The organism is Streptomyces sp. NPDC053541 (assembly GCF_044544705.1).
GTDB lineage: Bacteria > Actinomycetota > Actinomycetes > Streptomycetales > Streptomycetaceae > Streptomyces.
The window spans coordinates 312,392-333,738 of sequence record NZ_JBITXM010000005.1; the positions used below are offsets into that span (position 1 = coordinate 312,392).

The window sequence follows — 21,347 nt, forward strand, 5'->3', positions numbered from 1 at the left end:
TGGCCCGTACGGGCGTTCTGTGGCAGCGTCCGGGACGGTCCACCCGTCCCCGACCCCGGAGCGCTGCCATGTCCGACCCCGTACTCCCCGCACGGCTCGTCCCCCTCGTCGAGCAGTTCCGCTTCACCCGCGACCGGCTCCTGAACCGGCTCCGCGGGCCGCTGATGGACAGCGGGAACGGCACCGAGGTGCCGGTGACGCCGCTGACGGACGAGGAGTACCGCTGGGAGCCGGTGGCGGACTGCTGGTCGGTGCGCCGGAAGGCGGACGGCCCGGGGGCGCGGGCCACGGTGCTGGTCGGGACCGGGGAGTGGGGGCGGGACACGACGCCCCCGCCGCATCCGGTGCCCGCCCCCTTCACGACGATCGCCTGGCGGCTGTCCCATCTCGTGGAGATGTTCACGGTGCGCACCGACCACACGGCGGGCGGGCGGACGCTGACCCGCGACGACGTCCCCTGCCGCGGTGACGCGGCCTCGGCCGTCGCGGACCTGGAGCGGTCGATGGCGGGCTGGCACGGGATGCTGCTCGGGCTGAGCGACGCGGACCTGGACACCGTCGGGTACTCCAGCTATCCGCACGGCGGCGATCCGGAGGAGGCGATGGTCGACGTCGTCTGGTGGATGAACCAGGAACTCCTGGCGCACGGGGCGGAGATCGCCCTGCTCAGGGACCTCTACCGGGCCCGCGGCTGACCCGGCGGGCGGCGGGGGCGCGTGGGACGATGGAAGGGATCCTCCCTTCGCAAGCGAAGGAGGCGACATGTCCAGGATCAACGCCTCCGTCGACATCTCGCGCCCGCCCGAGGAGGTCTTCGCCTACATCACCGATCCCGGTCACCTGCCCGACTGGCAGGACAGCGCGGTCAAGGTGACGCCGCGCAGCGGCACGCCCGGCGCGGTCGGCTCACGGGTCGCCGTGACCCGGCGCATGGGCAAGCGGGAGTTCGAGACGACCATGCAGGTCATGGAGCTCGACCCGCCCCGCAGCTGGCACGTGCACGGAGTGGACGGCCCGGTCCGCGGTGACGTCCAGGGCCGGATCGAACCACTGGACCAGGGCACCCGCTCGCGCGTCACGATCTCCCTCGACTTCGAGGGCCACGGGATCGGCAAGGCGCTCGTGCCGCTCGTCGTGAAGCCGGCCGCGCGCAAGGAGATGCCGCGCGACGAGGAGCACCTGAAGAGCATCCTGGAGCGCGGCACCACCGGCTGACCGGCCGCCTCGTCCCGCACCTGCATCCGTCTGTCACGCCCGGCCGGGTCCCCGCGGCCCGGCCGTGGTGGTACGGGCCAGCAGGACGGCCACGTCGTCCTGCGCGGGGCCCTCGGGGAGGCCGGCCAGGAGCTTGTCGCACAGGGCGTCCAGCGGGTGGTCCATGGCGCGCAGCGCGGCGGCGACCCGGGCCATGCCGTCGTCGAGGTCACGGTCCCGGGTCTCGATGAGCCCGTCGGTGTAGAGCACCAGGAGGCCGCCCGCGGGCAGCGCCACCTCCTCGGCGCCGAAGGAGTGGGCGCCGGTGCCGAGCGGTGTGCCGGGCGGGCCGTCCAGGAAGGTGACGGTGCCGTCGGGGGTGACCGCGGCCGGCGGCGGGTGGCCGGCCCGGGCGATCGTCCAGTGCGCGGCGGCGGGGTCGTACACCGCGTACACACAGGTCGCCATCTCGTCCTCGCCGAGGTCGTCGACGACGGCGTCCAGGGAGCGCAGCATCTCGGCGGGCGGGATGTCGTGCCGGGCCAGGGTGCGCACGGCGGTGCGGAGCTGGCCCATGACGGCGGCGGCGTGGATGCCGTGGCCCATGACGTCGCCGATCACCAGCGCGGTGCGGCCGTGGGGCAGCGGCACCACGTCGAACCAGTCGCCGCCGACGTCGTGGTCGCTGGCGGGGAGGTAGCGGCCGGTGAGTTCGAGGCCGGGGACGTCGGGCAGGGCGTGGTTGGTGAGGCTGCGCTGGAGGGTGCGGGCCGCGTGGCGCTGGGTGGTGTAGAGCCGGGCGTTGTCGATGTTGGTGGCGGCGCGGGCGACGACCTCGTCCATCAGGACCCGGTCCTGCTCGTCGAAGGGTTCGCGGTGGCGCAGCCGGGTGACGGAGACGGTGCCGAGCACCTTGCCGCGGGCGACGAGGGGGATCAGCCGGGCGGCGCCGATGCGGGTGGCGAGGTAGCGGCGGAGGGCTTCGAGGCGCGGGTCGCGGAGGAGCGCGGGGATGTCGGCGACGTGCAGGTCCATCGGCCGGGCCTCGGTGATGACCTCCTCGTACACCGATTCCAGCGGGATCTGGAAGGTCTGGCCGGGCGCGAGGAGGGCGGTCGGGGCGGTGGGGTCGGGGAAGCGGGCGGCGAGCCGGCGCAGGATGCCGCGGGTGGCGGCGGTGGACTCGTCGGGGTCGAGGACGGATTCGAGGAGCTGGACGTCGGCGGAGTCGGCGAGCTGGGGGACGAGGAAGTCGACCACCTCCTCGGCGGTCTGCCGCAGGTCGAGCGTCGTGCCGATGCGGGCGCCGGCCTCGGCGAGCAGGGCGAAGCGGTGGCGGGCGCGCTCGACCTCGATGTGGGCCTGCTGGCTCTCGGTGATGTCGATGAGGGAGGCGATGATCCCGAGCGTGCGGCCGCCGTGGTCGAGGAGCGGCGCGTAGGAGTTGGACCAGATGTGGTCGTGCGCGGGGTCGGCGGGGGTCCGGCCGGCCCGGCGGGCGTCGACGACGGCGGTGCCGGTGTCGAGGACCTGGCGCATCAGGGCCTCCAGGGCGCCGGCGTTGATGCCGGGGACGACCTCCGTGAGGCGGCGGCCGATGTGGTCGGCGGCGGGGACGCCGTTCATCCGGGCGAGGGCGTCGTTGACGCGCAGGAAGCGCAGGTCGGGGCCGAGGGTGGCGAGGCCGATGGGCGACTGGGTGAAGAGCGATTCGAGGGCGGCGAGGCTGTCGCGCATCCGCAGGACCTGGGAGGTCTCGAAGGCGATGAGCATCGCGCCCGGGCGGCCGTCGGGGTCGGTGGCGGGCACGATCCACATCTCCATGGCGACCGAGTGGCCGTCGCGGTGGCGCACCGGGAGGGTGCCGACGACGGTCTCGCCTGACTGCACCTGGCGGGTGAGCCGGTCGGCGAGTTCGCGGTTGGCGTCGGGCACCAGGAGGGGTGTGGCGAAGCGCCCGATGACGTCCTCGGGGCGGTAGCCGAGGAGGTCCTGGGCGGCCAGGGACCATTCGACGATGCGGCCGCTCGCGTCCTCGCGCCAGAGCGCGATGGGAAGCAGGTCGTTGAGCACGCCCGCGTACCCGACGGCCGCCCGGGGCGGCTGCGGGACCCTGCTCGGCGGCTGGTGAGTGTCCAACGCATCGACCTACGCATCGGCCGGGCCCCGAGGGGCGCAATCCGCGATTCCTATCGCATCACCCTATATGAGACATAACGGGCGGGCGCTTCGCGATGCGGCCGCCCGCACCGGCGCCGCCCCGCGCGGACGGGGGGGGCGGCGGGGCCGGGCGGGGCGGTCCCACGGGTCAGGCGTCGGGCGCGGCGCCGGCCGCCGCCGCGCGGGCCGCGCCCTCGGCGCGGGAGCGCCGGGCGGTGCGGACGGTCCACAGCACGAGGAGGCCGAGGGTGCCGTAGATCAGGACCGGGTTGACGACCACCATGGCGCCGACGGAGAGCAGGTACGACAGGACGACCCGGGCGGCGGCCTCCGCCAGGTAGGCGAGCCCCCAGACGATCGTCATCCTCCGCATCACCGTACGGAAGCCCTCGAACCGCCACAGGCCGTTCCACCACGCGTGGCTCTCCGGGGTGCCGTCGGTGGAGAAGCGGCGCCCGAAGTAGAACATCAGCGGCCGGGGCGCGAGGAGGGTGGCGAGGCAGAGCACGCCGAACAGGCCGGTGACGGCGGAGTCCTTGACCAGCAGGGCGCGGGTGGAGTGGGTGCCGACCAGCGAGACGACGGCGGTGAGGACGAGGAAGAGGATCGTGACGACCGCGAACTCGTCGAGCTTGCGGTGCCAGAGCAGGTGCACGACGGTGTCGAGCACCGGCCAGGCGCCGCTGGCGAGCAGTGCGCCGAACTCGCTCCAGCCCTGGGCGGTCAGCGCGTCGTAGGTGAGGATCGGCGCCAGGACGTTGAGGCCGATGGTGAGCGCCCAGCCGATGGCGGTGGCGGCGCCGGAGCGGGCGGGCGGGCCCGGTTGCGCGGTCGTTGCGGACATGGTTCTCCCCCTGAAATGAACATGGCCGGTGCGGCAAACCGGCACCGTAGGTCCGCGGCGACGGCGCCCACAAGGCACGTCGCCCCAAATGATCTTCAAGAGGTCCGGAGCGTCACGCTCCGCATCCCGCCCTTCCGTGCGGCCCGTCACTCAGACCGACCACATGACGCACGGGGAGCCGGGCGCCCCCGCGCCCGGCCGGTGCCGTGCTCCCGCCGCCCGGGTGTGACGAGGGCAACGACCGGTGGGGGGATCTTGACGGTATCCATACGCGCAGCGGTCCGTTCGGCGGGGCTTCCTTGCATACGCTGACCCGGCCGCCGTCCGATGATGGCCGAAAAACACCCCTTCGTCGTACTGGACAGCAGGAGTCCTCCGATGGCCACACCCTCCGCCACCCGTTCCGGCCGCCTCCGGGCCTGGATGCTGGAGGGCCTGTCCGACATGGGCAAGGGCCGGCCGTCCCGGCCCGAGGAACCGGCCGCGGACGCCGGGCACAAGGGCCAGCCCTGGTACCGGGTGATGTGTCTGACGGGTGTCGACTACTTCTCCACCCTCGGCTACCAGCCCGGCATCGCCGCCCTGGCCGCCGGTCTGCTCTCCCCCGTCGCCACGATCGTCCTGGTGATCGTCACCCTGGCCGGCGCCCTGCCGGTCTACCGGCGGGTGGCCGAGGAGAGTCCGCACGGCGAGGGCTCGATCGCGATGCTCTCGCGGCTGCTGTCCTTCTGGAAGGGCAAGCTCTTCGTCCTCACCCTCCTCGGCTTCGCGGCGACCGACTTCCTCATCACCATCACGCTCTCCGCCGCGGACGCCTCCACCCACCTGGTGGAGAACCCCCACCTCGAATCGGCCCTGCACGACAAGCAGGTGCTGATCACGATGACCCTCATCGCCCTGCTCGGCGCGGTGTTCCTCAAGGGCTTCCTGGAGGCCATCGGGGTCGCCGTCGCCCTCGTCGGCGTCTATCTCGGGCTGAACGTCGTCGTGGTCGTCACCGGCCTGTGGCACGTGCTGACCGAGGGGCACGTGGTCACCGACTGGACGGCCGCGCTCACCACCGAGCACGGCGACATCTTCGCGATGGTCGGCGTCGCCCTGCTCGTCTTCCCCAAGCTGGCGCTCGGCCTCTCCGGCTTCGAGACCGGCGTGGCCGTGATGCCCCACGTCAAGGGCGACCCTTCGGACACCGAGGCCGCGCCGACCGGGCGGATCCGCGGCACCAAGAAGCTGCTGACCACGGCCGCGCTCGTCATGAGCGTCTTCCTGATCACGACCAGCTTCATCACCACCGTCCTCATCCCCCAGCACGAGTTCGAGTCCGGCGGCGACGCCAACGGCCGCGCGCTCGCCTACCTCGCCCACGAGTACCTGGGCAACACCTTCGGCACCGTCTACGACGTCTCGACCATCCTCATCCTGTGGTTCGCCGGTGCCTCGGCCATGGCCGGCCTGCTCAACCTGATGCCCCGCTACCTGCCCAAGTACGGCATGGCCCCGCACTGGGCCCGCGCCGTGCGCCCGATGGTGATCGTCTTCACCCTGATCGCCTTCCTCGTCACCTGGATCTTCGACGCGGACGTCGACGCCCAGGGCGGCGCCTACGCCACCGGTGTCCTCGTGCTGATCTGCTCGGCCGCCATCGCCGTGACCATCGCCGCCCGCAAGGCCGGCCAGCGCGGCTGGACCATCGGCTTCGGAATCATCTCGGCCGTCTTCCTCTACACCACCGTCGTCAACATCATCGAGCGCCCGGACGGCGTGAAGATCGGCGCCTGCTTCATCGCCGGCATCATCCTCGTCTCGCTCCTCTCCCGCCTCGGCCGCGCCTTCGAGCTGCGCGTCACCCACGTCGAGCTCGACGACATGGCCGAACGCTTCATCCAGGACATCTCCCGACGCACCCCGCGGTTCATCGCCAACGAACCGGACGAACGGGACGTGGCCGAGTACCGCGACAAGACCGAGCAGATCCGCGCCGACAACGACCTCCCCGACACCCAGGACTTCGTCTTCATCGAGGTCACCGTCACCGACCCGTCCGAGTTCGAGGCCGGGCTGACGGTCCGCGGCGAGGTGCTGCACGACCGCTACCGGGTGCTGACCGTCGAGAGCTCCTCCGTGCCCAACGCGCTGGCCGCCCTGCTGCTGCACGCCCGGGACCTCACCGGCGTCCGCCCGCACATCTACTTCGAGTGGACCGAGGGCAACCCCTTCGCCAACTTCTTCCGCTTCTTCCTCTTCGGCCGGGGCGAGGTCGCGCCCACCACCCGCGAGATCCTGCGCGAGGCCGAGCCGGACCGGGAGCGCCGCCCGCGCGTCCACGTCGGCTGAACCGCCTCCATATACTCAACAATATGAATAATGAACGGCGCGAGCAGTCGGAGTCTGCCGGCATGGCCTCCTCCCGGCCGACGGCGGACGGGACCCGGTATCTGCGGTACGTCGCCCTCGGCGACAGCCAGACCGAGGGCGTCGGGGACGGCGACGACGCCACCGGTCTGCGCGGCTGGGCCGACCGGCTCGCCGAACTCGCCGCCGGGGCCAACCCGGGGCTGACCTACGCCAACCTCGCCGTGCGCGGCCGGCTGGCCGGTCAGGTGCGGGCCGAGCAGCTCGGCCCGGCGCTCGCCCTGGCCCCCGATCTCGCCACCGTGGTGGCCGGGGTCAACGACCTGCTGCGGCCGCGCTTCGACGCCGACGAGGTGGCGGGGCACCTGGCGGCGATGTTCGAAGCGCTCGGCGCCGGCGGCGCCCGGGTCGCCACCCTGACCTTCCCCGACCTCAGCCGGCTGATCCCGGTGGCCCGCCCGGTCGCGCCGCGGATCAGCGCGCTCAACGCGCGCATCCGGGAGGCCGCCCGCGCGCACGGCGTCACGGTCCTGGAGACGGCCGCCCACCCGGTCGTGACCGACCCGCGGCTGTGGAGCCGCGACCGGCTGCACGCCTCCCCGCTCGGCCACGCCCGCATCGCCGCCGCCTTCGCCGACGCCCTCGGCCTGCCCGGCAGCGACGACAGCTGGCGGGCGCCGCTGCCGCCGCCCGCCGTCCGGCCCGCGACCGGCGTGCGGGCCGCGACCGGCGCGCGGGCCGTCGCCGCGGAGCTGGCCTGGGCCGCGACCTTCCTCGGGCCCTGGTTCGGCCGGCGGCTGCGCGGGCGCTCGTCCGGTGACGGGCGCACCGCCAAGCGCCCGCGGCTGCTCCCGGTGACCCCGGCCCGTACGCCCTGAAAACCACGGGCGGCGGACCGGGGCGCTTTGTTACGGTGGGCCGCATGCGCACGTACGGGTACTACTACTTCCGCTGATCCCCGACCGGGACACGGCGTGAGCCGCCGGCGCGCTGGTCGCGCCGGGCGGCAGGCCGCCTGTGTCCGCGCGCGCCGTCACGGCGCCCCGCCCGGATCAGTCGAACCCGTACCCAGGGAATCCCACCATGCGCGATCGCGCCCAACTCACCCTGCTCCACGTCTCCCGGTCCTACGGTGACCGCCAGGTCCTCCAGGACGTCTCCTTCTCCGTCCGGCCCGGCGAACGCGTCGCCGTCGTCGGCGAGAACGGCTCCGGCAAGTCCACCCTGCTGCGTCTGATCGCCGGGGCCGAGGCCCCGGAGGCCGGGGAGGTGACCGTGCGCTTCCCCGGCGGCAGCGCGCGGCTCGCCCAGACGCTCGGCGAGACCCTCGCCGTCGGCCCCGGCCACACCGTCCGCGACGCCCTCGACGCCGCCCTGGCCGAACTCCGCTCGCTGGAAGCCCGATTGCGGGAGGCCGAGCGGAGCCTCGCCGACGCCGACGCCGAACAGCTCGCGGCGTACGGAGAGTTGCTCGAACGCTTCGAGGAGCGGGGCGGCTATCGGGCCGACGCCCGGCTGGCCGCCGCGCTCGACGGCCTCGGCCTCGGACACCTCCCGTACGAACGCCGGATCGGCACCCTGTCGGGCGGCGAGCAGTCCCGGCTCGCCCTCGCCTGCGTGCTGTCCTCCGGAGCCGAGCTGCTGCTGCTCGACGAACCCACCAACCACCTCGACCGTGCCGCCGTCGGCTGGCTGCGGGACCGGCTGCGGGCCCACCGGGGGACGGTCGTCGCCGTCACCCACGACCGGGCTTTCCTGGAGGCGACCGCCACGAGCATTTTGGAGGTCGACCGGGACGCCCGGACCGTGACGCGGTACGGGGACGGCTGGGCCGGCTATCGCGCGGCACGGGCGGCGGCCCGACGGCGGCAGGCCCAGGAGCACCAGGAGTGGCGGGAAGAGGTGGCCCGCACCGAGCAGCTGGTGGCCGCGGCCGGGCAGCGGCTCGCCGCGACCGGACGGGACCCGGGGCAGGGCTTCGGCAAGCACCGGCGGTCCAGCGAGAACAAGCTGTCGGGACGGGTCAGGGCCGCCCGGACCCGGCTCGCCGAACTGCTCGCGCACCCCGTCGCCCCGCCGCCCGAACCCCTGTCCTTCCGGGCGCACTTCGCAGGCGCCGCCACGGAGACGGGGGCGGAGGCGGACGCGGAGGTCGAGCTGAGCGGGGTCACGGTCGGGGACCGGCTCGCGCTGGACGGGCTGCGGCTCGGGCCCGGTCAGCGGCTGCTCGTCTCGGGCCCCAACGGGGCGGGGAAGTCCACCCTGTTGCGGGTGCTGGCGGGCGAACTCGCCCCGGACGGCGGCACGGTGCGGCTGCCGTCCCGCATCGGGCACCTGGCCCAGGAACTGCCCGCCGTCGCCCCGCCGCTGCCGCTGCTCGCCGCCTTCGCCGAGGGGCGCCCCGGGCTGCCCGAGGAGCACGCGGACGAGCTCCTCGCGCTCGGCCTGTTCCGCGCGGACGACCTGCACGTGCCGGTGCGGGCCCTGTCGGTCGGGCAGCGCCGGCGGCTGGAGCTGGCCCGGCTGGTGACCCGCCCGGTCGACCTGCTGGTCCTCGACGAGCCGACCAACCACCTGGCGCTGTCCCTCGTGGAGGAGCTGGAGGCCGCCCTGGCCGGGTTCCCCGGCCCGGTCGTGGCCGTCTCGCACGACGAGCGCTTCCGCGCCTCCTTCGGCGGCGCGCGGCTCGAGCTGCGCGCGGGCCGGGCGGTGGTGCCCGCGGGCTGAGCTCAGCCGGCCGGCTCCGTCCGCCGTCCCGCGATCCGCGCCGGGTCCCAGCCCCGGCGCGGCACGGAGTCGAGCAGCAGCCGGGTGTAGGGGTGCTCGGGCGCGCCGAGCACCCGTCCGGTGGGGCCGGACTCGACGATCCGGCCGTGGCGGAGCACCACGATCTCCTCGGTGACGTGGCGGACGACGCCGAGGTCGTGGGTGACGAAGAGGTAGCCGACGCCTGCCTCGCGGCGGATCCGGGCCAGCAGTTCCAGGATCTGGGCCTGGATGGAGACGTCGAGCGCGGCGACCGCCTCGTCGAGGACGAGCACCCCTGGCTCGGCGGCCAGGGCGCGGGCGATGGCCACGCGCTGGCGCTGGCCGCCGGACAGGGCGCGGGGCAGGGCGGCGGCCTCGCGCGGGCCGAGGCCGACCTGGTCGAGGAGTTCGGCGACCCGGGCCCGGCGGGCGGCCGGGGCGAGCCGGAAGTGCAGGCGCAGCACCTCGTCGACGCAGCCGCCGACCGTGACCCGCGGGTCGAGCGAGAGATAGGGGTCCTGGAAGACCATCTGGATCTCGCGGGCCCGGGCGAGGCGTTCGGCCCGGCCGCGCGGGCGGGCCGAGCGGTCCCGGCCGTCGAGGGTGACGGTGCCGGCGTCGGCGCGCTCCAGGCCGACGAGCATGCGGACGGTGGTGGTCTTGCCGCTGCCCGACTCGCCCACGATGCCGAGGGAGGAGCCGGGGGCGAGGGCGAAGGAGACGTCGTCGACGGCGGTGTGGGCGCCGTAGGTCTTGCGCAGTCCGTGGACGGTGAGGCCGGGGGCGGTCACAGCGGGATCCCTTCGTCGGCGCGGTGACAGGAGGCGAACCCGGGGCCGTATGGGCGGAGTTCGGGCACCTCCTCGGTGCAGCGCGGCTGGGCGTGCGGGCAGCGGGCGGCGAAGGCGCAGCCGGGCGGGGCCTCGGCGACCGAGACGGGGCGGCCGGTGACGGGCCGGGGCGCGGGCGCGTCGGGGTCGAGCCGCGGGGTGCAGGAGAGCAGGCCCGCGGTGTAGGGGTGGCGGGGCCGGTCGAAGAGGTCGCCGGTGCGGCCGGTCTCGACGATGCGTCCGGCGTACATCACGTAGACCCGGTCGCAGAGGGCGGCGGCGAGTTCGAGGTCGTGGGTGACGAAGAGGAGCCCGGTGCCGCGTTCGGCCTGGAGGCGGGTGAGGATCGCGATGATCTCGGCCTGGGTGGTGACGTCGAGGGCGGTGGTGGGTTCGTCGGCGACGAGGAGGGCGGGGTCGCCGGCGAGCGCGGCGGCGATGACCACGCGCTGGAGCATGCCGCCGGAGAACTCGTGCGGACGGCGGCGCAGGGCGCCGCGCGGGTCGCGGATGCCGACGGCGGCGAGGAGTTCCTCGGCGCGGGCGGTGGCCCTGGCCGCCGGGACGCCGGTGGCGCGCAGGCCCTCGGTGACGAAGTCGCCGACGCGGCGCAGCGGGTTGACGGAGGCGCGCGGGTCCTGGAAGACCATGGCGACCTCGCGGGCCCGCAGGGCGGCGAGGTCGGCGCGGCCCAGGGTGAGGACGTCGCGGCCGGCCACCCGGACCTCGCCGGTGGCGCGGGCCGCGCCGGGCAGCAGGCCGAGGACGCTGCGGCAGGCGACGGACTTGCCGGAGCCGGACTCGCCGACCAGGCCGACGGTCTCGCCGGGGGCGACGGTGAGGCTGACGCCGTCGAGGAGGGGGCGGGCGGCGCGCCCGTCGGGGAGCCGGAGGGTGAGGCGGTCGATCTCCAGGACGTTGCCGCCGGTGGTGTGCTGCTGGGTCATGGCCGGGTCAGCGCTCCCTCTTCGCGATCCGGTCGGCGAGGCCCTCGCCGACGATGCCGAACGCCACGACGGCGAGGACGATGCAGAAGGACGGGGCGAGCGCGGGCAGCATCGCGCCCTGCTGGATCGCCGACTGGCCTTCGTTGATCATGGCGCCCCAGTCGGCGGTGGGCGGCTGGACGCCGAAGCCGAGGAAGGACAGGGCGGCCAGGTCCATCAGCGCGTAGCCGAAGTTCATCGCGGACTGGGCGAGCACGGTGGGCGCGATGTTGGGCAGCAGGTGGCGCAGGCAGATGGTCCGGCCGGACCAGCCCTGCACGACGTACGACTCGATGTAGGGGCGGGCCTTCTCCTGGCGGGCGATGCCGCGCACCAGGCGTCCGACGTACGGGGTGTAGGCGAGGGCCATGGCGGCGACGGGCGCGGTCATGCCGGGGCCGACGACGGCGACGAGCATGATCGCGAGGAGCAGTCCGGGGACGGCGAAGACCAGGTCCATGGAGCGGGAGAGCAGGGCGTCGGCCCAGCCGCCGCGCCAGCCGGCGACCACGCCGAGGACGAGTCCGAGGACGGTGGAGACGGCGACGACGAGGAGCGGGCCGAGGAGTCCGGTGCGGGCGCCGTGCAGCAGCCGGGACAGGATGTCGCGGCCGGACTGGTCGGTGCCGAGGAGGTGGTCGCCGCCGGTGCCGACGAGGCTGGCGGACAGGTCCATGGCCTCGGGGTCGTACGGGGCGATCAGCGGGGCCAGGACGGCGACCAGGACGAGGGCGGCGAGCACCAGGACGGCCGCGGTGAACAGCGGGCCCTGGCCGCCCAGGGCGCGCAGCCGGCGCAGGCCGGGGCGGCGGCTCAGGGCTGCCGCGGGGCCGGCGGCCCCGGTGGGTGCGGTGAGGGTCATGAGGGGCCTTCCCCGTGGGTGAGCAGGCTGAGCCGGGGGTCGATGAGGGGGGCGAGGAGGTCGACGGCGAGGTTGACGAGGACGAAGGCCGCGACGCTGAGCAGGGTGACGGCCTGGACGACGGCGAAGTCCTGGGCGGAGACGGACTGCACGAGGAGGGAGCCGAGGCCGGGGACGTCGAAGGCGGTCTCGACGACCGAGGTGGTGACGAGGAGGCCGGCGAGCATGGTGCCGCCGACGGTGACGACGGGGCCGAGGCTGTTGCGCAGCACGTGCCGGCGGACCACGGTGCGGCCGGCGACGCCGCGGGCGCGGGCCACCTCGACGTGTTCGCGGCCGAGTTCGTCGAGCATCGCGGAGCGGGTGACCCGGGCGAGCAGTCCGGCGAAGGTGGTGGCCAGGGCGAAGGCGGGCAGGGTGAGGTGGTGCAGGCGGTCGCCGAGGCCGGTGGGCGTGCCGCCGGGGCCGGGGAACCAGCCGAGCTGCACGGAGAACACCGAGACCAGGGCGATGGCGCTGACGAAGGACGGGGTGGCGGTGGCGACGCCGGTGCCGAGCAGGACGAGCCGGTCGACGAGTCCGGGGCGCAGGGCGGCGAGCACGCCCGCGGTGACGCCGCCGAGGGCGACGAGCACGGCCGCGTAGCCGACGAGCAGCGCGGTGCCGGTGAGCCGGGAGCCGATCAGGGCGGAGACGTCCTGGTGGTACTGGGCGGAGCGGCCGAGGTCGCCGTGCAGGACGTCGCCGAGCCAGCGGGCGTACTGCACGGCCAGCGGGTCGTCCAGGTGGTGCTCGGCGCGCAGGGCGGCCACGGTCTCGGGGGTGGCGGGGCGGCCGTGCAGCAGGAAGGAGACGGGGTCGCCGGGGGCGAGGTGGACGCTCGCGAAGACCACGAAGGAGGTGACGAGCAGGACGCCGAGGAGGCCGGCGAGCCGTCCGAGGAGGTAGCGGGTGAGGCCGTTCATCAGTGTGCGGAGCCGATCGTCGCGGCCCAGGGGTAGTAGAGCTGGGCGATGCCGGTGGGGGCGCCGGTGATCCGGTTGCCGAGGAAGACGGAGTAGGGCGCCTCGTAGACCGGGATGACCGGCAGTTCGCGGACGGCGATCCGCTGGAGTTCGTCGGTGAGGTCGCTGCGCGGTCCGGGGTCGGCGGCGGCGACGGCCCGGTCGAAGGCGGCGTCGTACTCGGGGTCGGACCAGTTGCCGTAGTTCCCGAAGTCGCCGGTGCGCAGGTACTGGTAGAACTCCAGCGGGTCGGGCGTGTTGTCGTAGCCGTTGGTGATGACGAGGTCGAGGCCCTTGCGGGCGTTCGGGTCGACGAAGATGCTGCTGTACGCCTCGGGGGCGACGGACTTGAGGCGCACGTCGAGGCCGATCTCGCGGCCGGCGGCCTGGACGGCGTTGGCGACGACGCTGATCTCGGGGGCGAGGCTGCTGGTGACGAGGGTGACGGGCTTGCCGGTGGCGCCGGCCTCCTCGACGAGGGCCTTGGCGGCGGCGACGTCGCGGACCGGCTCGGGCAGTTCCTTGTAGTAGCCCTCGGTGCGCTCGGGGCGCAGGGCCCAGGCGCCGCGGGCGGCGGGGGCCTTGGCGGGGGCGCCGACGCCGCCGGCGGCGGCCTTGACGATGTTCTCGCGGTCCAGGGCGAGGGAGAGGGCCTTGCGGACCTTGAGGTCGCCGAGGGTTCCGTGGAAGTTCAGGACGGCGAGGTTGGCGGCGGCGGTGTTGGGGCCGAAGTGGACCGTGCCCTTGGTGCTCGACCGCAGCTGGGCAAGCGAGGAGGAGGGGACCATGTAGCCGCCGTCGGCGGTGCCGGTCAGGAAGGCGTTGGTGCGGGCGGCGGGGTCCTCGGTGAAGGTGAAGCGGACGGTGTCGGTCTTGGGCGTGAGCTTCCGGTCCCAGTAGCCGGGGTGCTTCTTCAGGGTGATGGACTCGCCCTGCCGCCACTGGTCCAGGGCGTAGGGGCCGGTGCAGTTGACCTTGCCGCCGGGCACGCCGTAGTCCTTGCCGGCCCGGGCGAGGAAGGCGGCGCTCTCGATGGTGCCGGGCGAGGCGGCCAGGAGTTCGTTGAGGAGGACGTCGGGCTTGGTCAGGCGGAGGGTGACCTGGAGCGGCCCGGTCTTCTCGACGGCCTTGACGTTCTTGAAGGCGGAGCCCCACGGGGAGCCGGTGGCCGGGTCCATCTGCCGGTTCAGGGAGGCGACGACGTCGTCGGCGGTCATCACGGTGCCGTCGTGGAAGGTGACGCCGGGCCGCAGGGTGTAGACCCAGACCAGCGGGTCGGGGTTCTCCCACTTCACGGCGAGGCCGGGCTCGATCCGCAGGTCGGGGGTGACCCGCAGGAGCTGCTCGCAGACGTTGGCGAGGACCGTGTTGGGCGGGTAGTCGAAGGCCTGGGCGTAGTCGAGGGTGTACGGCTCGGCGTACAGCGACCAGGTGAACGAGGGCAGCGGGCCCTTGGCCGGCGGCGAGAGCGGGGTGACGGCGAAGTCGCCGCCGGGTCCGGCGGGCTTCGTGGCGCCGGAGCAGGCGGTCACGGTGACGGCGAGCGCGGCGAGGAGCAGACGGAGTCTGGGCGTGCGCAAGGAGACCCACCCCTTTGCGGGTGTCGTGAGGGTGCGGTGACGGGGGGCTTCGGTACGTGGGGCTTCGGTACGTGGGGCTTCGGTACGTGGGGGAGGAATGGAGCGAGTATTGATGCGGGAACGTTCCCGCACAAGGGTTTCCAAGACCTTTCCGGAGACTTTGCGGGAACGGTTCTGCACAGGTCGGGGAGATGGCAGCATCGGACCGTGAGCACACGTGAACCCTCCGCCGGGCATGGCGGGGAGAGCCGCGGCGGGGCGGCCGCGCCCCGGGTCCGGCTCGTCGACGTCGCCCGCGAGGCGGGCCTGTCCAAGACCACCGTGTCCGCCGCGCTCAACGGCACCGGGCGTCTCTCCCCCGCCGTGCGGGAGAAGGCGGTCGAGACCGCGCGCCGGATGGGCTACCGGCCCAACGCGACGGCGCGCCAGCTGCGCGCCGGGCGGGCCCGGCTGATCGGCTACGTGGTGGGCGAGTTCGCCGGCGAGCCCTGGACGTACCTCGACTCGCCGTACTTCGCCCGGCTCACCGGGGCGACGGCCTCGGCGGCGCTGCGGCACGGCTACGCGCTGGTGATGCTGCCCGCCGGGACGCTCCAGCGGGAGTGGGCCGACCTGCCCCTGGAGGCGGTGATCGTGGCGGATCCCGTCGCGGACGACCCGCTGGTGGCGGACCTCCTCGCGGCCCGGATCCCGGTCTTCAGCGACGCCTCGGTGGCGGGCCGGCCGGGCGCGCACTGGGTCGACCTGGACACGGACGCGGCGGTACGGGAGTGCCTGGAGCACCTGCGGGCGGGTGGCGCCCGGCGGACCGCGCTGGTGCTGCCCGACAACAGCACCCGCTTCCACCGGGAGGTCCTCGCGGCGTACCGGGCCTGGTGCGCCGAACACGGCGCCGAGGAGCGGCTGACCCTCGTCCCGGAGCCCGGCAACGGTCCCGTCGTGCGGGCCGTCGAGCGGTCCCTCGGCCAGGAGCCGCGCCCCGACGGCCTGTTCGTCGTCGCGGAGGCCAGTCCACCGCTCGTCATGGACGCGGCCCGCCGGCTCGGCCTGAGCGTGCCCGGCGACGTCCGGGTGGTGTGCGTCAGCGAGGACGAGTCGGCCGCCCACGCGGACCCGCCGGTCACCACGCTGAGCCTGTGCCCGGAGGAGGTCGCCGAGCAGGGGATGGCCCTGCTGGTGGCGGCGCTGGAGGGCGGGGCACGGGAGGGCGGGACACGGGAGGGCGGGGCCACCCAGCCGGGCGGGAGCGTCCGGGAGGGCGCGGCCGCCGTGCCGGGCGGGGACGGACGGGAGGACCGGGGGCCGGAGGGGCCGGCCCGGGGCGGGGGCGGTCCCGAGGGTCCGGGCGGGGACGGACGGGAGGACCGGGGGCCGGAGGGGCCGGCCCGGGGCGGGGGCGGGGCGGGTCCCGAGGGCGGGAGCAGCACGCCCCCCGGCGTGCTGCTCACCGCCCGGCTCCGGGTGCGGGCCTCGTCGTGACAGCCTCATGACGCCGCGGCCTCAGGCCCCGTGGACGCGGACGCCGCCGACGAAGGTCTGCTCGACGCGGGCGTCGGCGATCTCCTCGGGCGGGCCGCTGAGGATGTCCCGGTCGAGGACGACCAGGTCCGCCAGGTGGCCGGGGCGCAGGCTGCCCGCGTCGTCGTGGCCGTTCACGTGGGCGGACCCGGCCGTGTAGGCGCCGAGCGCGGTGGTGAGGTCGATGCGCTGCTCGGGCAGGAAGACCCGGCCGTCGGTGGCGCCGGGCAGCGCCCGGTTGACGGCGACGTGGAGGCCGGCGAGCGGGTCGGGACTGCTGACCGGCCAGTCGCTGCCCGCCACCAGGGTGGCGCCGGCGCGCACCAGCGAGCCGAAGGGGTACTGCCAGGCGGCGCGTTCGGGCCCGAGGAAGGGAATGGTCAGCTCGTCCATCTGCGGTTCGTGCGCGGCCCACAGCGGCTGGATGTTGGCGAGCGCGCCGAGCCGGGCGAAGCGGGCGATGTCGTCGGGGTGGACGACCTGGAGGTGGGCCAGGTGGTGCCGGTTGCCGCGCCGCCCGTTGGCCGCGACGGCGGCCTCGATCGCGTCCAGGGCCTCGCGGACCGCGCGGTCGCCGAGGGCGTGGAAGTGCACCTGGAAGTCGAGGGCGTCGAGCGCGGTGACGTGGGCGCGCAGCTCGGCCGGGTCGACGAAGCTCATCCCGGAGTTGGCGGTGGCGCAGCCGCAGCCGTCGAGGTAGGGGCTGGTCAGGGCGGCGGTGAAGTTCTCCGCGATGCCGTCCTGCATGATCTTCACCGAGCCGGCCCGGAAGCGCCCGTGCCGGGACTTCTCGCGCAGGGCGAGGAGTTCGGGGATCTGCTCGGCGCCACGACCGCGGTCCCACCACAGGGCGCCGGTCACACGGGCGGTGAGGGTGCCGTCCTGGGCGGCGGTGAGGTAGGCGTCGGAGGGGTCGGGCTTGCCGCTGAACTCGCCGAGCAGGGCGTCCTGCCAGCCGGTGATGCCGAGCGAGTGCAGCAGCTCCTGGGCGCGCAGGAGGCCGGCGACCCGGTCGGCGGGGGTGCTCGCCGGGACGAGCCGGGACACCAGGTCGGACGCGCCTTCCTGGAGCACGCCGGTGGGCCGGCCGGAGGCGTCCCGCTCGATCCGGCCGTCGGCCGGGTCGGGGGTGTCGGCGGTGATCCCGGCGAGTTCCAGGGCGCGGGTGTTGGCCCAGGAGCCGTGGTGGTCGCGGTTGACCAGGAGGACCGGGCGGTCGGGGACGACGGAGTCGAGCAGCTGCCGGGTGGGCAGGCCGCCGGCGAAGCTCTCCATGGACCAGCCGCCGCCGGTGATCCATTCCAGATCGGGGTGGGCGGCCGCGTAGCCGGCGACGATCCGGAGGTACTCGTCGGCGCCGGTGGTGCCGCTGAGGTCGCACTGCGCGAGCTCCACGCCGCCGAACACCGCGTGGACGTGGGCGTCCTGGAAGCCGGGGACCAGCAACTTGCCGGTGAGGTCGACGACTTCGGTGGAGGGTCCGACGAGCTCGCGCACCTCGTCGTGGCCGACGGCGACGATCCGTTCGCCGGTCACGGCGAGCGAGCTTGCCCGGGTGCGGGCCGGGTCGCCGGTGAAGACGGGACCACCGGTGAAGACCAGGTCGGCCGTGCTCATCTGGGTACTCCTGGAGGGGTGAGGGCCCGGCGCGGGGCGGCCGGTGCGCGAGGCGCCATGGAACAGCCGCCGCCGTTCACACGTCAAGGGTGTTGTCATAAGGCCGGGTGCCGATAGGGTCCGGCCATGGCCGAACGTGTGGTTCCGGAGGACCGGCGGCAGCGCCGCCGCCCCACCAAGCAGGGCACCGTGCTCTCCGAGCGGGTGATCGTCGAGACGGCGCTGCGGCTCGTCGCCCAGCACGGCGCGGAGGCGCTGTCCGTACGGCGGCTGGGCGCCGCCCTGGGATGCGATCCCAGCGCGCTCTACCGCTACTTCCGCAACACCGACGACCTGCTGCTCGCCCTCGCCGACGAGATGGTCGGGCGGGCCCAGGCGGGCTGGCGGGCCACCGGCGACTGGCGGGCCGACCTGCGCGAGATCGCCTCGCGCATCCACGCCGCCTACCTCGCCGACCCGCAGGTCGCGGCCCTCGCGGCGCACCGCACGACGGGACGCGAGCACGAGACCCGGGCGGTCGAGTCGATCCTCGGGGTGCTGCGCCGGGCGGGCTTCCCGGACGCCGACGCGGTGCGGATCTACCACGCCTTCGTCGACCAGGCGCTGGCCTTCGCCGCCCTCGACGCGGCCGCGCTCGCCCTGCCGGAGCCGGCCCGCGCGGCCGACGAGCAGGTCTGGCACGCGGCGTACGGCAAGCTGTCGGCCGAGACCCACCCGAACGTCGCGGCGACCTACCCGCTGCTCGCCGCGGACATGCGGGACAGCGGCCACCCCTTCGCGCTGGAGCTGATGCTGGACGCGGTGGGGGCACGGCTGGAGGCGCTGCGGGCGGGGCGGGGGTAGCGGGCGGCAGCCGCAGCGGGCCGGGCGGACCCACCGACTGCGATCTGCTCGTGGTCGGCGGCGGCCACAGCGGGCTGTGGACCGCGCTGATCGCCAAGGAACGCGACCCGCCCGCCGACGTCGTGCTCATCGAGGCATCAACCAGAAGTCCCTGGCCCGGGCCGACGCCCGGGAAGGCCGCCGCAACCTGTGGCTGCGCACCCTGGACCGCGCGGGCCTGGGCTTCGACGGCTGAGCCGCACCCCGCCGACCCTGCGGTGTTCACCCGGTCTTCGCCGACCGACTCCCCTCCTGTGCACCGCCGTTGGGGGCCGCGCCGCCGGGGCGGGATGCGGTGGGCGGCATGCGCAGGGGGCAGTGGGGGCAGTGGGGGCGATGGGGACGGGTGGCGGCGGCGCTGGTGCTGACGGCGGCGGCCGGGGCGGCGGACCGGCCGCCGGGGCCGGCGCGGTGCGCGGGCTCGGTGCCGTACACCGCGGGGTCCGGCGGCTACGCGGTCTACCGGATTCCGGCGGTGGTGCACACCCCGGCCGGGACGCTGCTCGCCTTCGCCGAGGGCCGGGTGCTGCACGGGGCGGGCGACTCCGGGGCCGTGGACCTGGTGCTGCGGCGCTCGGCCGACGGTGGCTGCACCTGGGGGCCGCTGTCCGTGGTCGCGGCCGGGCACGGCGACACCCGGGGCAATCCGGCGCCCGTGGTCGACCCGGCGAGCGGTGACGTCGTGCTGCTCTCCTCGGGCAACGCGGGCACGGCGACCGAAAGCGCCGTGCTCCAAGGGCTGGTGGACGCCGCCGACGGGCGGCGGGTCTACGTGCAGCGCAGCACGGACGACGGGCGGAGCTTCTCGCCGCCCCGGGACGTCACCGCCTCGGTGAAGCGACCCGACTGGCGCTGGTACGCCACCGGTCCCGGCCACGCCCTCGCCCTCGGCCAGGGCCGCCACGCGGGCCGGCTCGTCGTCCCCGCCGACCACTCGGCCGCGCCGCCGCCCGGCTCCCCCGACACCGGCCGGGAGCCGCGTCACTACGGCGCGCACGCGCTGCTCAGCGACGACGGCGGCCGCACCTGGCGGATCGGGGCCACGGACGCGACGTACGACGGGTGGATCAACAGCAACGAGACCACCGCGGCCGAACTGCCGGACGGCAGCCTCTTCCTCAGCACCCGCGACCAGCTCGGCGCCGCCCCCGGCCACCGCTCCGCCGCCCGCTCCCACGACGGCGGCGCGAGCCTGGACCGCCCCTTCGCCCCGCAGCCCGCGCTCGCGACCGTCCCGGTGGTGCAGGGCAGCCTGCTGTACGTCTCCGTGCCCGGGCGGCCCGGGCTGCTGCTGTTCTCGGCGCCCTCCCGGCCGGACCGGCGCGCCGCCGCGACCCTGTGGACCAGCACCGACGGCGGGCGCACCGCGACCCCGGCGCTCACCCTGTCCCCGCGGCCCGCCGCCTACTCGGACCTGGTGCGGGTGGACGAGGAGACGATCGGCGTGCTGTACGAGACGGGGCGGCGGGGCCCGTACGAGTCGATCGCCTTCCGGCGCGTCCCGCTGGACCGGCTCAGCCCCCGGGAGCGGTGAGGGTCGGCGCAGGGTGGGCGCGAGGAGACCGGCGCAGCCGGCCGCCGGCACGCCCACCCGCGCCCGGACCGCGACGTCCGTCGCGGCCGACACGTCCTCCGCGGTCGGCCACGAGCGGTTCCGCCGGATCCGTACGCACGGATCCGGCGACCGGTCAGACGCCCGGTCAGACGCCCGGTATCCCGCGGGCCTGGAAGGCGGCGCGGACCGCGTCGGCCGCGGACTGGCCGTACATGCCGCGGGCGGTGGCGACGGTCTGGTTCGCCGCGGCCGAGAAGGAGGTGTCCGGGGCGAAGCCGAACTGGGCGTTCACGATGATGCGGTCGGCGGTGCGGGCGCCGAGGGCCTGGCGGATGTCCCACAGGGCGCGGGACCAGATCTCGCCGTCGGCGTGCACCTCGCCCACGCGGTCGGCGTAGACCTTGGTGCCGTCCACGCGGCGCAGGCAGTGCGGCGTGCCGCTGTACGTGACGGAGTCCCAGTCGGCGACGCAGGCCAGGTCGGCGCGGACCGGCCAGCCGTGGCGGGCGGCGGCGTTGCTGCCGACGGCGACGGCGAGGTAGTCGCCGAAGGCCTCGCCGATCGCCCCGGCCTCGGCGGAGGCGCCGAAGCCGGGCACCTGGGCCTCGTGCACGGCGTGCCCGTACTCGTGGACGATCACCTCGGCGTCCTCGGCGTCGTCGACGCCGCCCTTGCCGAAGCGGATCTCGTCCTTCTTGTCGGTGAAGAAGGAGTTGTCGGCGCCCCACTGGTTGATCCGCACCGGCTGCGCCCGGTCGTTGGCGCCGGGCAGTTCGCTGCCGAAGCCGAGGCCCTGGAGGTACTCCTGCGCCTCGTTGACCCAGAAGTACGCCATGACCTGCTCGAACTGGTCGTCGTGGCGGTCGTAGCCGGCGGCGTCGGCGGTCCTGGCCGAGGCGCCGGTGTCGGACCGGACGACGGCCCAGCGGCCGGAGAGGCCGCCGCTGCCGTCGAGGTTGCGCAGCTCCGCGAGCGCGTAGGCGGAGGCGGGCACCGCGGTGGCGGAGTCCTTGGCGTCGGTGAGCGACTGGTCGCCCGTGGACTGCACGGGGTTGACCATGAAGAGGCGGGCCTGGGGGCCAGCGGCCTGCGGGGCGCTGCCCGCGGCGGCGGCCGGTCCGGCGAGTCCCGCCGGGGCGATCAGCGCCACGGTGGCGGTGGCCGCGGCGATCAGGCCGCGGGATGTGCGGCGAGCCATCAACGTCCTCCCGGTGA

The 21,347-nt window shown here is 74.9% G+C and carries 17 protein-coding genes; 8 read left to right on the plus strand and 9 right to left on the minus strand.

Going from position 1 to position 21,347, the window contains the following annotated elements:
* The first annotated feature begins 68 nt into the window (after nt 1-68).
* Both ACIGW2_RS15200 and ACIGW2_RS15205 read left to right on the plus strand, forming a co-directional pair.
* Nucleotides 69-695, plus strand: a complete 627-nt coding sequence (locus tag ACIGW2_RS15200) for a DinB family protein (protein ID WP_391654897.1) — start codon at nt 69-71, stop codon at nt 693-695.
* Nucleotides 696-762: 67 nt separating this feature from the next.
* Nucleotides 763-1,215, plus strand: coding sequence for an SRPBCC family protein (locus ACIGW2_RS15205; protein ID WP_391654896.1), 453 nt, complete (start codon nt 763-765; stop codon nt 1,213-1,215).
* 33 nt (nt 1,216-1,248) lie between these two features.
* Here the strand turns inward: ACIGW2_RS15205 and ACIGW2_RS15210 are convergent, their stop codons facing one another.
* Nucleotides 1,249-3,333 (minus strand): SpoIIE family protein phosphatase, encoded by a 2,085-nt coding sequence (locus tag ACIGW2_RS15210; protein ID WP_391654895.1) that lies wholly within the window; start codon nt 3,331-3,333, stop codon nt 1,249-1,251.
* Nucleotides 3,334-3,502: 169 nt separating this feature from the next.
* Nucleotides 3,503-4,198, minus strand: coding sequence for a VC0807 family protein (locus ACIGW2_RS15215; RefSeq protein ID WP_399843903.1), 696 nt, complete (start codon nt 4,196-4,198; stop codon nt 3,503-3,505).
* Between the two features lie 378 nt (nt 4,199-4,576).
* Between ACIGW2_RS15215 and ACIGW2_RS15220 the strand changes: the two genes are divergently transcribed.
* The 3 genes from ACIGW2_RS15220 (at nt 4,577) to abc-f (ending at nt 9,277) form a co-directional block, all read left to right on the plus strand.
* A complete protein-coding gene (locus tag ACIGW2_RS15220) occupies nt 4,577-6,532 on the plus strand; it encodes an amino acid transporter (RefSeq protein ID WP_399843905.1) in 1,956 nt (651 codons plus the stop codon).
* 62 nt (nt 6,533-6,594) lie between these two features.
* Complete coding sequence (locus tag ACIGW2_RS15225) at nt 6,595-7,428, plus strand: SGNH/GDSL hydrolase family protein (protein WP_399844134.1); 834 nt, start codon at nt 6,595-6,597, stop codon at nt 7,426-7,428.
* 205 nt (nt 7,429-7,633) lie between these two features.
* Nucleotides 7,634-9,277 (plus strand): ribosomal protection-like ABC-F family protein, encoded by a 1,644-nt coding sequence (abc-f, locus tag ACIGW2_RS15230; RefSeq protein WP_391654892.1) that lies wholly within the window; start codon nt 7,634-7,636, stop codon nt 9,275-9,277.
* A gap of 2 nt (nt 9,278-9,279) precedes the next feature.
* Here abc-f and ACIGW2_RS15235 read toward each other — a convergent pair whose 3' ends face one another.
* From ACIGW2_RS15235 to ACIGW2_RS15255, 5 genes are read right to left on the minus strand one after another with little or no spacing between them, the layout of a single operon-like run.
* Nucleotides 9,280-10,089, minus strand: a complete 810-nt coding sequence (locus tag ACIGW2_RS15235) for an ABC transporter ATP-binding protein (protein ID WP_391654891.1) — start codon at nt 10,087-10,089, stop codon at nt 9,280-9,282.
* Entirely contained in the window at nt 10,086-11,075 is a 990-nt protein-coding gene (locus tag ACIGW2_RS15240) for an ABC transporter ATP-binding protein (RefSeq protein ID WP_391654890.1), read from the minus strand. The genes ACIGW2_RS15235 and ACIGW2_RS15240 overlap by 4 nt, the downstream gene beginning before the upstream one ends.
* Before the next feature lie 7 nt (nt 11,076-11,082).
* Nucleotides 11,083-11,976 (minus strand): ABC transporter permease, encoded by an 894-nt coding sequence (locus ACIGW2_RS15245; RefSeq protein WP_391654889.1) that lies wholly within the window; start codon nt 11,974-11,976, stop codon nt 11,083-11,085.
* Nucleotides 11,973-12,941, minus strand: coding sequence for an ABC transporter permease (locus tag ACIGW2_RS15250; protein WP_391654888.1), 969 nt, complete (start codon nt 12,939-12,941; stop codon nt 11,973-11,975). The genes ACIGW2_RS15245 and ACIGW2_RS15250 overlap by 4 nt, the downstream gene beginning before the upstream one ends.
* On the minus strand, nt 12,941-14,560 hold the full coding sequence (locus ACIGW2_RS15255; protein WP_391654887.1) for an ABC transporter substrate-binding protein: 1,620 nt from the start codon (nt 14,558-14,560) through the stop codon (nt 12,941-12,943). Before ACIGW2_RS15255 ends, ACIGW2_RS15250 begins: the two co-directional genes overlap by 1 nt.
* A 207-nt stretch (nt 14,561-14,767) precedes the next feature.
* Between ACIGW2_RS15255 and ACIGW2_RS15260 the strand changes: the two genes are divergently transcribed.
* Nucleotides 14,768-16,039: a LacI family DNA-binding transcriptional regulator gene (locus tag ACIGW2_RS15260; protein WP_399843909.1), complete on the plus strand. Its 1,272-nt coding sequence runs from the start codon at nt 14,768-14,770 to the stop codon at nt 16,037-16,039.
* A 21-nt stretch (nt 16,040-16,060) separates the two neighbouring features.
* Here ACIGW2_RS15260 and ACIGW2_RS15265 read toward each other — a convergent pair whose 3' ends face one another.
* Nucleotides 16,061-17,695, minus strand: a complete 1,635-nt coding sequence (locus ACIGW2_RS15265) for an amidohydrolase (RefSeq protein WP_399843911.1) — start codon at nt 17,693-17,695, stop codon at nt 16,061-16,063.
* Nucleotides 17,696-17,821: 126 nt separating this feature from the next.
* On the opposite strand from ACIGW2_RS15265, the gene ACIGW2_RS15270 reads away from it, so the two are divergent.
* Nucleotides 17,822-18,538 carry a TetR/AcrR family transcriptional regulator gene (locus tag ACIGW2_RS15270; protein WP_391654884.1) on the plus strand — a complete coding sequence of 239 codons (717 nt, stop codon included), beginning with the start codon at nt 17,822-17,824 and terminating at the stop codon, nt 18,536-18,538.
* Between the two features lie 343 nt (nt 18,539-18,881).
* On the plus strand, nt 18,882-20,111 hold the full coding sequence (locus ACIGW2_RS15275; protein WP_399843912.1) for an exo-alpha-sialidase: 1,230 nt from the start codon (nt 18,882-18,884) through the stop codon (nt 20,109-20,111).
* A gap of 166 nt (nt 20,112-20,277) precedes the next feature.
* Here the strand turns inward: ACIGW2_RS15275 and ACIGW2_RS15280 are convergent, their stop codons facing one another.
* Complete coding sequence (locus tag ACIGW2_RS15280; RefSeq protein ID WP_361588448.1) at nt 20,278-21,330, minus strand: M4 family metallopeptidase; 1,053 nt, start codon at nt 21,328-21,330, stop codon at nt 20,278-20,280.
* Nucleotides 21,331-21,347 lie beyond the last annotated feature (17 nt).